The sequence below is a fragment of the Sphingomonas sp. Leaf37 genome, from assembly GCF_920939475.1.
Classification (GTDB): Bacteria; Pseudomonadota; Alphaproteobacteria; order Sphingomonadales; family Sphingomonadaceae; genus Sphingomonas.
This window is the reverse complement of sequence record NZ_CAKLAX010000005.1, coordinates 65,377-78,308: the sequence shown is the minus strand read 5'-3', so window position 1 is coordinate 78,308 and position 12,932 is coordinate 65,377. Positions and strand designations below refer to the sequence as shown.

Genomic DNA, 12,932 nt, shown 5'->3' with positions numbered 1-12,932 from the left:
TCAGTCGGTCGGCTTGCTCGCCGGATCGAACCATAGTTCGGTCATGCGATAGCGCGCCGGCTGGCCCTCACCGGGTGGCAGGCGATGCATCTGCACGACGATATCGACCAGGGAGCGCAGCAGCGCCCGGATGTCGTGGCGGTCGAGATCATTGCCGCCTTCCGATTCCTTCACCAGCAGCGTCAGCTGCTCGAGCGCGCCCTCGGCCGTATTGGCGTGGACCGTGGTGATCGAACCGGGATGACCGCTATTGACGTTGCGCAGGTAGAAGAAGGCGGTGCCGTCCCGCAGCTCCTGTAGAAGGATGCGATCGGGCCGCATCCGCAGCGCCGATTCCAGCAACTCCTTGGCGCCCGCTTTCTGGAGGCTCTTCCCATCCTTGGCGTACATCATGTGGACGTGGTTGCGCTGGGGTACGACGAGCTCGCGCGTGTCCTCGATCGTCAGGATCCGCTCATAGTCCGGGATCAGCTTGATGAGACCCTTAGAGAAGCTCGTCTTGCCGGAGCCCGTCGCGCCGGAAATGAGGATGTTCTTGCGGGCTTCGACCGCCAGCTTGAAGAAGGCGCGCCAGTCGCCCGCCTCGCGCAGTCGCAGCAGATTGGGGTCGACCTCTTCGTACAGGCCGTGCGCGCGGACCTCGCTGAACAGGCCGGCACGCTCGAAATCGTCGATGTTCATCGTCACGCCCGACGCTTTGCGGATCGTGATCGAGATGAAGCCTTGCTCGACCGCCGGGGGAACGACGACCTGTGCGCGCTCGCCGCCCGGCAGGACCGAGGAGCAGATCGGATATTCAGAGTTGATGTCCTGCTTGGTCAGCCCCGCGATCAGCTTCGCCAGCGTCATGAGGGCCGCATTGTCGAGCGCGGGCTCCTCATGCCACTCCCAGCCACCCCGCGTCTCGAGGCCGATCATCCCCGGCTCGTTGATGACCAGCTCGGTCACATCGTCGCGCAGAAGGTGCCGTCGGATCGGCTCGGCATTATGTTCGTAGATCAGCGACGTCGGACTGGATGCCACGGCCTTAACGCCTTAATCCCACGTCATAGACCGAGCGGAAATCGAAGTCCTTGGCGACGAAGATCGCCGCGGTGTCGCCCTGGTTCTTTTTCAGGATCGGTTTGATGTTCATAGTTTGCTGAAGGACAGTCTGCCCGGTTTGTCCGGGGACTTGCGTGGTGTTGCTCCCCTCATTGGCAACCGCCCGACCGGCGATTTGCGAGGCATCCTCCAGCACCGAGATGACGAGCCCAACGCCGAAACGTGCCCAGAACTGGGTATCGACGCCGCCTGGCAACCCGGCCCGACCAAGGCTATCCGCTGCCGGCGACCCGAGGTCGATCGCGACGCCGCGCGGCGTCAGGGCGCGCGTCCACAGTACGAACAGGCGCGCTTGCCCCTGCGTGATGCCGCCGGAATATTGCCCGAGGACCTTGGTCCCCTTGTCGAGCAGGACGATGCGACCGCTCTCGGAATAGACATCGTGGTTGATGACGCAGGACACGAACCCGGCCTGCGTCGAGTTGATCGCCGTTTGGAGCGTGCAGGGGATGACCGTGCCCGCACTCAGCAGAAGGTTACGGTCCGCGACCATCGTTGCCCGGACCGTCTGGATCGCGGCATGGCCGAGCTGATCGCTGAAGTCGGTCGAACCCTTGCCCGCCTCGGCCGGATTGTCTTCGCCCGGCGCTCCGAAGCCACTGGCACCGAGACCCCGCCGCGCGACGGTCGATTGTCCAGCGCCGCGCGTCCGGTCCTCGAGGTCCGTTCTCTGTTGAGCGTCCGCATCGGGCGCGGAGGCGGGAAGAGCGGTCGAGGCCAGCCCGGTGTTACCAAAGGCCATGATCGGCGATCGCCGGGCCGCATCCGCCATGGCGCGCGCCTGCTCGGCACGTCGCTGCTCAGGAGATTGCTGTCCGTTCGCGGCAGCGGAGGTTGTCCCGGCCGTTGTCGGCACCGGATTTCCGTTGCCATCGGCGACCTGCGTTCCCGCCGCTGCGGCGATCGGCCGCCCGAAGATGTCGGTCTGCGCCGCGCCGGGCTGGCCGAGCTGACCCGCGAGCGCCGCTCGCTGCGCATTCGGCGATCCCATCACGTCGTCCACGGCACGGTCACTGGCCTTTGCGGGCTGCGCGGCAGCCGCGGTACTGGCCGATTGGTGAAACGCACCATAGCCTATCACGATGCCGCCTATGGCGCCGAGCAGTCCGATCCCCGCACCGATGAAGGCGAGGTTGCCCCACCCGCCGCTACGCGCGACCGGGCTATCCACCTCGCCTGGTGGAACGGTGTCGGCAGCGACATCGCCCCCGCGGTCAATCACGGTCCCGACCATGTTACTGCCCCTTCACTTTGCGTTCGACGACATTGGAGACGGTGCCCGTTCGATCGCCGCGATCGTTGCGCAGCGGCGCCTCGTTGTAGATGCACAGCACCGTCGCCCCGCGCCGGAGGCGCAGCTGCCGGTAGACCGCATGGATCACGACGAAATCCTCGCGGACATCGTAGGGGACGATCGTCTCGGTCCCGTCGACATCGACCGCGAAGATCGAGGGAATGTCAGCGTGGCCTGGATAGCGCAGAACGGTGAACTCGCCGTTGTCCGAGATTTCGGTGGGTTGCAGCGCGCTGTCACCCTGCACGGTATAATTCATATTCCGGGTGCCCTCGATCACGGCATGGTCGAGCGCGGCGGTGGTGATGGTCGTCTCGATCGCCTTGGCGGCCTGGGCCTGGGCAATCTGCACCTGCAACGCCGCCATCGCCCGTTCCTCGCGCGGATAGCGGAACCGTACGCCGTACATCGTGGCGCCCGTCCCTAGTGCGAGGTTGAAATGATAGGTGCGCGGCACGCCGCCCGCGTTGGTGACGACGATCAGGTTGGTGCCTCCAGCCCTCTCTCGGGGTTTGAGAAAGACGATGTTTCCCACGGGCGCGATCTGCCAGGAGACCGTATCGCCCAAGGCGGCCTGCGTGACCGTTTCGCCGGGCCCGAACTGGATCTCGATCGCGTGCCGGAAACTGCCGACGATCGTTACCACCTGATCCGGATCGTAGTTGACGTTGCGAACGCGGGCGTCCTTGGCCCCAGGAACAGGGGTCTCCGACGCGAACGCGGCGTGTGGCGCGAGCGTGACTGCCGCGGCACCCAGAACCGAGAACGCGACGAGGCGGTGCCACACCGCCCCGACACCGCGCCAGAAGCGGTTCTTGGCGCCATCCTCCGTCAGCACCAACTCCGTCGTCGGCGGTGACAGGCGCAGATCCAGCCTTTTGCGGAGCGCGGGCATGAAGGGGACGGCGAGACGGTCGCCATTGTCCGACGTATTTGGCTGATCGCTCATGTCACGCCTCCGGGTCAGAACGATAATTCACGACCTGGAAGCCGAGCGGATTGATATTCCGATCCTTCTCATGCTCCGGCGCTGTCGTGTATCTGAAGGTCAGTATCGCGTTCCAATTTTGCGCGATCGGCGTGTTCTGTCCGAATGTGATGATCTTCGTGAAGCGGACCTGCGCCACGGTAGGACTGAGGAAACTGATCGTCCGGATCGAGATCGAGACGAAGCCCTTGTCGCCGTAAATGTTGGAAGGCGCGTTCTTGTTGTTGGCCTGGACGCTGTTCAGGTAACGAGCGCTCTCGGCGGTATCGCTGGTGAGCATGACCGTATAGGCGTTCTCGCGCGCGGCATCGTTGAGCCAGCCTTCGCGCAACCGCACATATTGCGAGATAAAGTAGCGGTTGACCGCATCCTCATAGGTGCGCGGCTGCGGCCCCTTGAGCGCGGTCACGACCTGTGTCTCGCCCGAGCTCTTGTCGACCCTGATGACATAGGGCTCGACGGTCTTCAGCGGGCTGAGCATCGCGACAGCCGCAACCGACGCCACGGCGAGCGTGCAGGCACCCGCCGCAACGCCCCAGGCGAGCCGCTTGGACTGGATCGCCGCACGCATACGATCATATTCCCACGTCCTCGATGTCTCGTAGTATTTCTCTTTATCTTCGGCCTTCACCGCGCCCATGGCGTCGATCCCTTCAGCAGGAGGAGTAGGTCGGCGCGACGTCCTGCGCGGACGTGCGTGGCGCCGATCGCGGGATATTGATGGCCCCAGGTCCGATTGGGGCGGCAGGCGTACCTCCGGCACCGGGCGTAGGGGTCGGTGCGGGAAGAGGCGCCGGTGCTAGCTCGCGTGATGGCGGCGCCACCATCGACTGCCCTGCGCCCTGCTGTGACGCCGGCAGTGGCACCGGCAAGCTCGGCAGGATCGAACCGTAGAGGTTGGCGGGACGCCGGTGTTTGCCGTCGCACACCGAGACAGGTCTGATATGAGTCCCGGTGCAGCCGCCAAGCGCAACCACGCCGATCGCCACGATGGTCAGCCTTTTCATACGTTCTCCGTTCGTAAGGTCCCGCGCCCGGCGGTTCCGTGTTTCATGGTTCTGGACTGGCCAGCCGGCCTATTTGGACCGAGAGGCCGAGCCGCCCGTGCCGCCTCCTCTTGGCGGAGGACGGTTTGCCTGCGTCGCGCGCCGGAACATGAGCCGATTGGTCAACATGTTTGCCCCGGTCTGCAGGAAGCCATGGCCGCCAGATGACGCACCACCCGAGATACCCGCGGCGATGGCTGGCGACTGAAAGAAGAAGATCGTGCCGACGATGTAGATCGCCGCACAGGCGATCGTCGCGACGAGCATCACGGCGGCTTTCAGAACGATATAGCCGTTCTGCGCCATGACGAAGGACGAGCCGTCTTCGGGGATCGATCCCATAATGCCGTCCATCGCGGCTTCCTGGAGGCCGGTGATGAACTTCGTCATGATCGCCATGACGACCATCAGCAGGATGAAATTGACGGTCTGCTTCAGCCACCCGTCGAATAGCCAGCGGGAGGAGTTGAAAAGCAGACATGCCAGCGCGAGCGGCGCGAGCGCCACGCATATCGCGACCGACAGCTTGGCAAAAATGACAATACAAAAGCCTATCGACGCCGATAGGAACGCGAAGATGTAGAGGACGGCGACGCACAGATAGGTGATCAGCGTGGCGCTGAGCTGGATCACGGGGGTGCGAAAGTCGGTGATGCCCTTCTGCTCTTGCGACTGAACCTTCAGATTCGCATTGACCAACTTCTCCGAGAGCTTGCCGGTATCGGCGACATAGGTATCGAAGGTGGTGCCCGGGTTGGTGACGGGCGTGCCCGATCCAGCCGCGATGATTTCGCTCGGCAAGTTGGTGACCACGTTCACCACAAACGCCGAATAGCCAACCGCACTGGCGGCCGCGAGGGCGAACCCGACCTTGCCGGCCTGGAATACCAACTCGCGAAGCGGGGCCTGGATAGCCCCTCGCAGCACGGCGAAGCCGAGCAGCAGGAAGTAGATGATCGCCGCCAGGGCCAAAGGCGCTGCAACGAAACTGACGAGCCCCGCCCCGAAGCTCGCAACCGAGGTCGCTATGGCGGTCTCCACATACGAATACATCGTCGTGAACAGCGTCATGATGTTGGGTGGGCCGGCAGCCATTGGGTAAGGTTCCGATCTTCGGCGATCAAGGCGCAGCGATTGAATCTACTTCTTGCGGATCGTGTTCTGCTTGAAGAAGTCCGCCTCTTCGTTACCAGCCTTGATCTGGGCGACCGAGATGGTGGCGTCGCCGGTTGTCGCGCACATCTTGGCCTTCTGATCCGCAGGGATATGGCTGTACTCCCCCGCATCACACTTCGCCTGCCACTGCGAGAGGAGTTGAGGACTGGCGATCAGTTCCTTTGCGGTAGGCACCACGACGTTCTGCTGGCATCCGCAGACGACGAGCAACGAGCAGAGCGATAGTATCTTGCGCATGATCACTTCCTGATCGTGTTGGCACTGAAGAAAGCTGCTTCGTCGCGACCGGCCGCCACTTGCGCCGCGCTGATCTGCATGTTCGCCTGACCGGCCTGCGCCATCTGGATCGCCTGCATCTTGAGCATATCGTTCTGAAGCTGCGCCTGTTCGACCGAGATCCGGGCTTGGAGGTCCATCACGTCCTTGGGATCCTTGGCATACGACAGTTGCTCGCGGAGCTGGTCGAGGCCCTGCATCCGGGTCTGGGCGACGCTGAGCGTATTCTCGCCCAGTGCGGCCGTGGCTGCCGATGAACTGGTCGCGTCCCTGAGCGCCTGGGTGTAGGCCGCGTCCGCGTCTGAGGACGACCTTGCCGGCAGCACGTAACGGGACTGGATCTTCGAGGCGAGCGAACCGAGCGAGCCGATTTTCGACAGGTCCCCACCGAGCAACGTCGAGGCGTCGATCGTCGTGTTGGGCAGGATGTTGCGCACCTGCGCGTTGAGCAATTGCGGGGCGAGGGCGTTGACGTTGGAGAGCTTCTGGAGCGAGCTGAGCGTCGTCGTCGCCGTCTGGATCTGCTGCTCGCCCTGCTGGATCATTTTGATCATGTTCTGGACCTGGGCCAGCGCTTGCACATAGGTAGAGGTGTCGAACACAGGGATGCCCTGTGCAGCGGCCGGCGACGCGAACGCAGCGAGCGCGACCGGCGCGGCTGCAACCATGATGATGCTCTTGAGCGACATGTCAGCTTCTCCTTTGGTTGGCATAGAAATGCGGCAGCCACGCCGCTGGATCGTTGCCCGCCAGGGCAATGGCCTCCTCCATGGCGACGAGCGTTTCCTCGCGGCCGGAAAGCACTTTCAGCTCATTGGGCATCCCACCGAGATCGAGCTTCGCGACGATCGAGGTGTGCCCTTGCTTGACCAGAAAGGTGCGGCTTTCCGGCGTCAGATCCTCACGAATTAGCCGGTACTCCGCGTCCGTCAGGCCCAGCCCATCGCAATAGTCCGATCGCTTGGCGTCCGAGTTTGGAAGCAGGATCTTGGTCGCGGTCTGCTCGATGATCGAGTGCGCGATCGGTGAGCGCAGCGCATCGGCCGGGGACTGCGTGCCGAATACCATGAAGGCGTTGCGCTTACGGAAGGTCTTGAGGCCGTCCTGCGCAAACGCCCGAAAAGCCTCGTCCTGAAGCGCCTTCCAAAACTCGTCGACGTCGACCACGACACGCTGTCCGTCCAGCAGCTCGTCAACGCGGTGGAAGAGGTACAACATCGTCGGAGTGCGGATCTCCGGGTTCTCCAGGAAGTCCGTCATGTCGAAGCCGATGAACCGCGCCGACATCGACACCTCGTCCTGAGGACCGTCAAAGGCCCAGCCAAGCGGGCCGCCCAGACACCAGCGCTCCAGCCGGGCGCCGATGCCCTCGGCATCGGCGTAGCCGAGCATCTCGCGCAATGCGCTGAACGAGCGCGATGGCGCCGGCAGTCGCATCACCGCTTCGATACCCTCGTCGATCAGCCGCTCTTCGGCGACGCTGAGCGGGCGGTTTTCCCGGCGTACCAGGACACGGATGAACTGCCGGAGGAACGCGATGTCGTGCGGAGACCGGGTGAGGCCCTTCAACGGCGCGAAGCCGGTGGGCTCGCCGTCGCGCAGCGCCAAATAGGTGCCGCCACAAGCGCGCACGAAAATCTCGGCACCGCGGTCCTTGTCGAAAAACACCTGTTTCGCGCCGGTCTTTTCGAGCTGCGCTTGCAGGAAGTTCTGCAGCACCGTCTTGCCGCCACCGGTTGGCCCGATGATGAGCGTATGCCCGATGTCGGCGCGGTGAAAATTGAACCAGAAGGACGAGCCCGCGCGCGTCTTGAGCAGCGTTACCGCCTCGCCCCAGTGGTTTCCAGACTTGCGGCCTGCCGGGAAGGTGTAGAACGGGCTCAAGCCTGCGAAATTACGCGTGTTGATGACCGCGGGGCGCGCGCGCATCCTGAAATTGCCGGGAAGCTGCGCCCAGAAGGCGGCCTCCAGTGCGACGTCCTCGCGCGCCATCACCATGCCTGTATCGGCCGCTGCCGATCGTGCGATCGACAAGCGCTCCAGCAGCCGCTTCGGGTTCTCGTCGATGACCGCGATCGAGAGGTGATGCTCGCCCATGGCGAAGCGGTTCGCCATCAGATCGTCGACGCCGTCGAGCAGCTCCTCCGCCTGGCTGACGCCGGCATCGTCCGAGGACACCATCTGCTTGTATTTCTTGGTGAACCGCTCGCTCGCGACCGACTTCACCAAGGGCGCGAAACTCTGGGTCAGCACGAACGGGAAGTCGAGCGTGAGCAGGCTGTTGAACTGACCGGTCCGCGTGCTGGCGACATACTCGCGCACACCGAACATGCCGAGGTAATGCGACGTGTGCGGCAGTCGGATCTCGGCTGCCTCGCGACCAAACACTATCCGTGAGGCATACAGGGCTTGACCCAGCCTGCCGTCGAGCAGCGGCACGCGGATGCGGTCGCCGGTCAGGATGAAGTGCAGCACCTCCATCGGTCGTGAAAAAAGGATGCCCTTATGCTCATACAGCGAGAGCGGCTCCGGCGCGACATCGGCGAGTAGCGTTTCGAAGTCGCGACACTTGTCGGCCATGATCGTGAGCGCGCGATCGTCGATCTCGACGTTGGCTTTTCGCCTGGAGAGAAGCCGCGTCACCTGCTCGCCGGCCATGCTCGACGGCCGGACGATGATCGTGACGTAGAACTCGTTGTGGTAGAGGATCTTCTCCTTCAGCGTGTCGGCGTATTTCTCCTGCAAAGTTCGCGCGAAGTCGGAGTGGAAGTCGCCGCCAAGAACGGGGTCTGTGGCTGTCCGCACGAGGTGGGTCCACAGCGCAACGCGATCGTCACCGATCGAGCGCCACGCGATGTTGAGCTTGTTATGCCAAGAGTTGAGATCGCCGACGTCGCTGGTCTCGAACGGCCGCCCGTCGACGCGGTACATGCGCATGAGCGAGCCGTCTTCGAGCGCAACCAGCGTGTCGTCCACGTGCCGCGTGTACGGAATGAACTTAATGTCATCCGTCTCGCGAACCGCGATCTTCTTATGCTTCAGCCTGAAATCAGTCATTACCGAAATGCTTCCGCTTCACGCCTTTGGCGAGGCGGACGGGAGAGTAGCTCCCGCCCCCCCAGAACTTGCGGTTCTTGGATAGAAAGCCGGTCTGGAACCACAGGCCCCACAGCCGGAACGCATTGAAATCGTAGTGACAGATCATGCGCGCCGGGAAGTAGAGTGCGCCGAACAAGGCCAGGGGGTAGAACGGATTGTGGAAAATCCCCCAGATTACCATGCAGACCATGATGATCGGCAGGATCGCCTCGAGCGGCAATCCCATGAACACCGATGGTCTGGTCAGGGCGAGGAACACCTTATCCTCGGCGAACTTGTCGTCCATGTTACGCCGACCCGCCCATCCAGCCGACGATCGTCGCTGCCGAGAATATGATGCCGATACCGATCAGCACCGTGACCGCTTTTCCCCAATCCATCCGACCGGTCAGCTTGGCATAGCCGACCGCCATGACGGCGATGACGCCGACGACCGACGCGACGGTGGTCATCCAGTCCCTGATCGTGCCGAGCCCGGTCTGAATCGCCGTACCGCTCTGGGCAACGGCGGGTTGCGCTATCGAGAAGAGAACAAGTGCGCCGGCGAAACCGACGATCTGCCGCGCGCGGGCGTCGGACAACATCCGGCCCATACCTTGAGTGAACTTCATACGGGTCTCCATGGCTTGAGGTTACCTCTCGAGATCGTGGGTGGGGCGGATCGGCTCGACCTGGCGAACAGGCGTCGGCTCGCGAACCGACACATCCAGGCCGCGCCGCAGCACGTCCGAGATCATGTGGCGGCTCTCGACGCTCGCGGACGCCATCCGGTCCGTGTCCCCATCGAATGCCGCACCGAGATGCTGATCCATCGCCGCCTGCGCCTGCAGCGCGTTGGCGAGGCGCGGTTCGGCAGCAATCCGTTCCGCCCCGCCATGAAGGAACAGTTCGGCCAGTTCGTCATTTTCGTGACGCCGCTCAGGCGCGGCCTGATGAAGGCGCTCCTCCCGAACGATATGGGGTTCCTGTTCGGGCTGTCGCTCGGGCGCAGCCGTCGCTTCGCCGGCCAGGCGATCTTCGCGTCTGGCGGCGAGCGCGCCGTCGAGCGGCACGTTCGCACCGGCGCCGCGGGCGACTTCGTGCCGGTTGAGCCCGGAGCGGACGATGTAGATCGCATCGGCGACCTCGCCGTCCCATGCGCCGTCGCGCGCCATCTGGCGCAAACCGTCGGGTTCATAACCGGACCTTGAGAAGGCGCTGACCAGCGTCGGGCTTTCCAAGGCCCGCTCCAGCGCCCCGTTCAGCGCATCCCTGTTCAGATCGATGCGTTCGGCCTGAACCTCCCTCCGCAAGGGGTCCATGTCCTCGCTGACGGCCGCGTAGAGCGCCTTGCGATCCTGCGTGTGGACGCTCACCGTCAACAGGAGGCGTTTGTCTGCGTCGGACAATTCGGTGCTGCTTCCGCTTGGCAACGGCTGAGGCGCGCCGTTCCTCTCCGCGTCGGCCGACGGCGCGAGGACTGTCGCCTCCGTCGCCCCGACAGCCGCCGTCGGAGCGACGGGTTCGACAGTCGGCGCCGGCTTCTCCGCCACCTCACGGTCGCGTCGTGCAGCATCGGCGTGACGCAGCTCCTCCATTCGCGCCTGTTCGTCGAAGCTCGGCTCATAGCCTCGCACGGTCAGGCCTTCGCGCGACGCCGCCGTCCACACGGCTTGACGAAACTCAGGCGAACCTTCGACGTCGATCCCCGCCCAGCCATTGTGCTTGGCGATCGTGACCAAGGCCGAGACGGTCTCGGGGTCCTCGTTTCGCGCGATGATGCGATCGCCGGCGATCTCGATCGACGGGTTCTCACGATCTGTCGGCAGGAACATGCCGACGCGGCGCTCGCTGCCCTCGGACGGCGCGATGATCCGCACCTGATAGCGTGTCGCCAGTTCGGGCGGGATCTGGAACGCAGCCTGTCCGGCTTGCGCCTCCGCGTCGCGGCCTCCCCGCGCAACGCTATTATCCGCGCTCATTCGAAGACCTGGACCGCGCTGGAAGCGATCTGCCCCACCACCCAGCTTTCGTTGCCGGCCGCCGGCTTGGCCGGGCTCGCCGTCGGAACCGCCGCGGACGGCAAGCCCGGGATGGGCGGGGGTGTCTGGATTGTCCCCATGCCGCTCGCCGCCGACCAGACCCGACCGACATAGCCGTTGCGGAAACCGCGCGTCAGCGTGCCGGTGTTGTAGAGCGAATAGGTCGCGGAGATCGCGTCCAGCCCTGTATAATGCTGGATCGCGAGGCCATATCCCGCCCGCAGCATCGAGGATGCGAGCCGCAGGTTCGTACAAGGGTCGAAGGCCTGCTCGACGGTGACACCCAGTCGCGCGAAATTGGCGGAGTTCACCTGCGCCAGCCCGACATCGACTGTATAGCCGGCCGCCATGTACCGGCGCACCAGCGCGGCACCGTCGGCGATCGACGCGGCGCGGACACGCGGCCCCTTGTTGATATTGATCGCCAGATCGTCGCCGCCGCTTTCGGTCACGACGAGGGGAACAACCGCCTCGGTCGCGATCTCAGGCGCGCATTGCTGCGCAAGCATGGTGATCGCGGCGATGGCGTGGATCATTGCTGCGTCACCGTCTGGTAGCGGGTGTCGAGCGCGTACCGCGACGTTCCGCCATCGGCCTGCGTTACGGTCAGGTCGTAGCCGTGCTTGGCCTTTTTCATTTTGACGCCGACCCCGGTGCAGGTCGGGAACGAGCCGCCGACAGCGAGGGCGTTCCAGAGTTTCGTAATCGGGGGGACGCACTCGACATATTTCGTCGGCGAACCAGGTGTCGCGAGGCAGAGGACCACCTGACACCCCCAGTCCGACGCGTAGGCGGGTTGTGGGGCCGCGACCGCCACGACGCCGGCCACGCAAAGCGCGATGGCGCCGGTAGTGCGGTCCAGCTTGGTCATCAGATATCTGATCATGAGCCACCTCCATGAACTGCGCGCCACTCTTCGGTTGCGAACACGTCCCACTGCGCTGGTGCATTGGCGGCAAGGGCGAGGGCCGAGGCCGGCGCGGTCGGTGCGGGGGCCGCCTCAACTCCGGCGGGCGTCGGCGTGGACGGCGCGTCGCCCTGTGCGACGGTGATGATCCAGTCCTCGTCGCCTTCGATCGGTCGGGTCCGGTCGATGACCTGTCCGGGTCGCGCGAACGCCACATGCCAGTGGTTCGCGTGACCGCGATCGCCCGGCCCGAGCAGCTCGATGATACGGATACCGCTCTGTGCCATGAGGGCCCGGATCTGCTCGCGGTTGATCGCGTGGACGCCGCCTGCGGGAACGAAATCGACCGCCTGGCCGAACTTGTGCCAGCTATACCGCGCGCCGTAGCTGACATTCATTGGGCGGATCGTATCGGTGATCCGCGAGCCAAAGGCGCGACGAACGAGGGCTGCGACGTTCGACGCCGAGAGCGCGCCCACGGAGCCGATAGAAGACTGGTCGTCGTCGATATGCGAGAGCGCGCAGGCATCAAAAACCGTTGCCGGCGTGATACCGTAAGTCGCGAAATCACGGCCGCGGATCGCCAGCGGCCCCGCCTCGAAGTCCGCGCCCAACGCGATCAGATCACGCACCGTCGCCTCTGCGTCAGCTGCGTTGCCGGGCTGCCTAGCGAGGACCGCACCCGAACGAACGGAGATTGCGAGCGACGCGGGAGATGGCGTTCCGGCCCCGGCTAGCCCGGCGGCACAGAGTTGAATTGCCTTCGCTACGATACTCGCCGGAAGCACACCAATGCACCATTGCTGAATTGAACCCAAGCAGATGTCAGCGACTACAGGACATCGACATCAAAGGGCTAAACCTGAAGCATAAGACAAACAACAACACATCTGGAGCGATCCATTCGCGATTATGGAGTGATACGGCGTAATCTATTGCGACTAGAGGCACGGTATTGCATCATGACCATAGGAGATGTGTTTCAAACGGCTGTAGGCAATTGTCAGCTAGGCCAGCACCT

At 63.9% G+C, this 12,932-nt stretch carries 14 protein-coding genes; all 14 read right to left on the bottom strand.

Annotated features, from left to right (window positions below):
* Positions 1-1,023 (bottom strand): P-type DNA transfer ATPase VirB11, encoded by a 1,023-nt coding sequence (virB11, locus tag LRA87_RS16615; RefSeq protein ID WP_230781724.1) that lies wholly within the window; start codon positions 1,021-1,023, stop codon positions 1-3.
* Between the two features lie 4 nt (positions 1,024-1,027).
* Positions 1,028-2,338, bottom strand: a complete 1,311-nt coding sequence (gene virB10, locus LRA87_RS16610) for a type IV secretion system protein VirB10 (RefSeq protein ID WP_230781723.1) — start codon at positions 2,336-2,338, stop codon at positions 1,028-1,030.
* Position 2,339: 1 nt separating this feature from the next.
* Entirely contained in the window at positions 2,340-3,347 is a 1,008-nt protein-coding gene (locus LRA87_RS16605; protein WP_230781722.1) for a TrbG/VirB9 family P-type conjugative transfer protein, read from the bottom strand.
* Position 3,348: 1 nt separating this feature from the next.
* Positions 3,349-4,026 (bottom strand): virB8 family protein, encoded by a 678-nt coding sequence (locus LRA87_RS16600; RefSeq protein ID WP_230781721.1) that lies wholly within the window; start codon positions 4,024-4,026, stop codon positions 3,349-3,351.
* A 436-nt stretch (positions 4,027-4,462) separates the two neighbouring features.
* A complete protein-coding gene (locus LRA87_RS16595; protein WP_230781720.1) occupies positions 4,463-5,503 on the bottom strand; it encodes a type IV secretion system protein in 1,041 nt (346 codons plus the stop codon).
* A gap of 69 nt (positions 5,504-5,572) precedes the next feature.
* The gene (locus tag LRA87_RS16590) at positions 5,573-5,845 is read right to left on the bottom strand and encodes a hypothetical protein (protein ID WP_230781719.1); all 273 of its coding nucleotides are present in this window, start codon (positions 5,843-5,845) and stop codon (positions 5,573-5,575) included.
* A 2-nt stretch (positions 5,846-5,847) separates the two neighbouring features.
* The gene (locus LRA87_RS16585) at positions 5,848-6,573 is read right to left on the bottom strand and encodes a type IV secretion system protein (protein WP_230781718.1); all 726 of its coding nucleotides are present in this window, start codon (positions 6,571-6,573) and stop codon (positions 5,848-5,850) included.
* A 1-nt stretch (position 6,574) separates the two neighbouring features.
* On the bottom strand, positions 6,575-8,941 hold the full coding sequence (locus LRA87_RS16580; RefSeq protein WP_230781717.1) for a VirB4 family type IV secretion/conjugal transfer ATPase: 2,367 nt from the start codon (positions 8,939-8,941) through the stop codon (positions 6,575-6,577).
* Entirely contained in the window at positions 8,934-9,269 is a 336-nt protein-coding gene (locus tag LRA87_RS16575) for a type IV secretion system protein VirB3 (RefSeq protein ID WP_230781716.1), read from the bottom strand. The genes LRA87_RS16580 and LRA87_RS16575 overlap by 8 nt, the downstream gene beginning before the upstream one ends.
* Before the next feature lies 1 nt (position 9,270).
* Positions 9,271-9,594: a TrbC/VirB2 family protein gene (locus tag LRA87_RS16570; protein WP_230781715.1), complete on the bottom strand. Its 324-nt coding sequence runs from the start codon at positions 9,592-9,594 to the stop codon at positions 9,271-9,273.
* Positions 9,595-9,615: 21 nt separating this feature from the next.
* The gene (locus LRA87_RS16565; protein ID WP_230781714.1) at positions 9,616-10,944 is read right to left on the bottom strand and encodes an LPD7 domain-containing protein; all 1,329 of its coding nucleotides are present in this window, start codon (positions 10,942-10,944) and stop codon (positions 9,616-9,618) included.
* Positions 10,941-11,540: a lytic transglycosylase domain-containing protein gene (locus tag LRA87_RS16560; protein ID WP_230781713.1), complete on the bottom strand. Its 600-nt coding sequence runs from the start codon at positions 11,538-11,540 to the stop codon at positions 10,941-10,943. The genes LRA87_RS16565 and LRA87_RS16560 overlap by 4 nt, the downstream gene beginning before the upstream one ends.
* Positions 11,537-11,890: a hypothetical protein gene (locus tag LRA87_RS16555; RefSeq protein ID WP_230781712.1), complete on the bottom strand. Its 354-nt coding sequence runs from the start codon at positions 11,888-11,890 to the stop codon at positions 11,537-11,539. The genes LRA87_RS16560 and LRA87_RS16555 overlap by 4 nt, the downstream gene beginning before the upstream one ends.
* On the bottom strand, positions 11,887-12,543 hold the full coding sequence (locus LRA87_RS16550) for a muramidase (RefSeq protein WP_230781711.1): 657 nt from the start codon (positions 12,541-12,543) through the stop codon (positions 11,887-11,889). Before LRA87_RS16550 ends, LRA87_RS16555 begins: the two co-directional genes overlap by 4 nt.
* Between the last annotated feature and the right edge of the window lie 389 nt (positions 12,544-12,932).

Excerpts from the sequence above, each read along its gene's own strand:
- virB10 (WP_230781723.1), bottom strand. The coding sequence starts at position 2,338 with ATGGTCGGGACCGTGATTGACCGCGGGGGCGATGTCGCTGCCGACACC.
- LRA87_RS16605 (WP_230781722.1), bottom strand. The coding sequence starts at position 3,347 with ATGAGCGATCAGCCAAATACGTCGGACAATGGCGACCGTCTCGCCGTC.
- LRA87_RS16600 (WP_230781721.1), bottom strand. The coding sequence starts at position 4,026 with ATGGGCGCGGTGAAGGCCGAAGATAAAGAGAAATACTACGAGACATCG.
- LRA87_RS16595 (WP_230781720.1), bottom strand. The coding sequence starts at position 5,503 with ATGACGCTGTTCACGACGATGTATTCGTATGTGGAGACCGCCATAGCG.
- LRA87_RS16590 (WP_230781719.1), bottom strand. The coding sequence starts at position 5,845 with ATGCGCAAGATACTATCGCTCTGCTCGTTGCTCGTCGTCTGCGGATGC.
- LRA87_RS16585 (WP_230781718.1), bottom strand. The coding sequence starts at position 6,573 with ATGTCGCTCAAGAGCATCATCATGGTTGCAGCCGCGCCGGTCGCGCTC.
- LRA87_RS16580 (WP_230781717.1), bottom strand. The coding sequence starts at position 8,941 with ATGACTGATTTCAGGCTGAAGCATAAGAAGATCGCGGTTCGCGAGACG.
- LRA87_RS16575 (WP_230781716.1), bottom strand. The coding sequence starts at position 9,269 with ATGGACGACAAGTTCGCCGAGGATAAGGTGTTCCTCGCCCTGACCAGA.
- LRA87_RS16570 (WP_230781715.1), bottom strand. The coding sequence starts at position 9,594 with ATGAAGTTCACTCAAGGTATGGGCCGGATGTTGTCCGACGCCCGCGCG.
- LRA87_RS16565 (WP_230781714.1), bottom strand. The coding sequence starts at position 10,944 with ATGAGCGCGGATAATAGCGTTGCGCGGGGAGGCCGCGACGCGGAGGCG.
- LRA87_RS16560 (WP_230781713.1), bottom strand. The coding sequence starts at position 11,540 with ATGATCCACGCCATCGCCGCGATCACCATGCTTGCGCAGCAATGCGCG.
- LRA87_RS16555 (WP_230781712.1), bottom strand. The coding sequence starts at position 11,890 with ATGATCAGATATCTGATGACCAAGCTGGACCGCACTACCGGCGCCATC.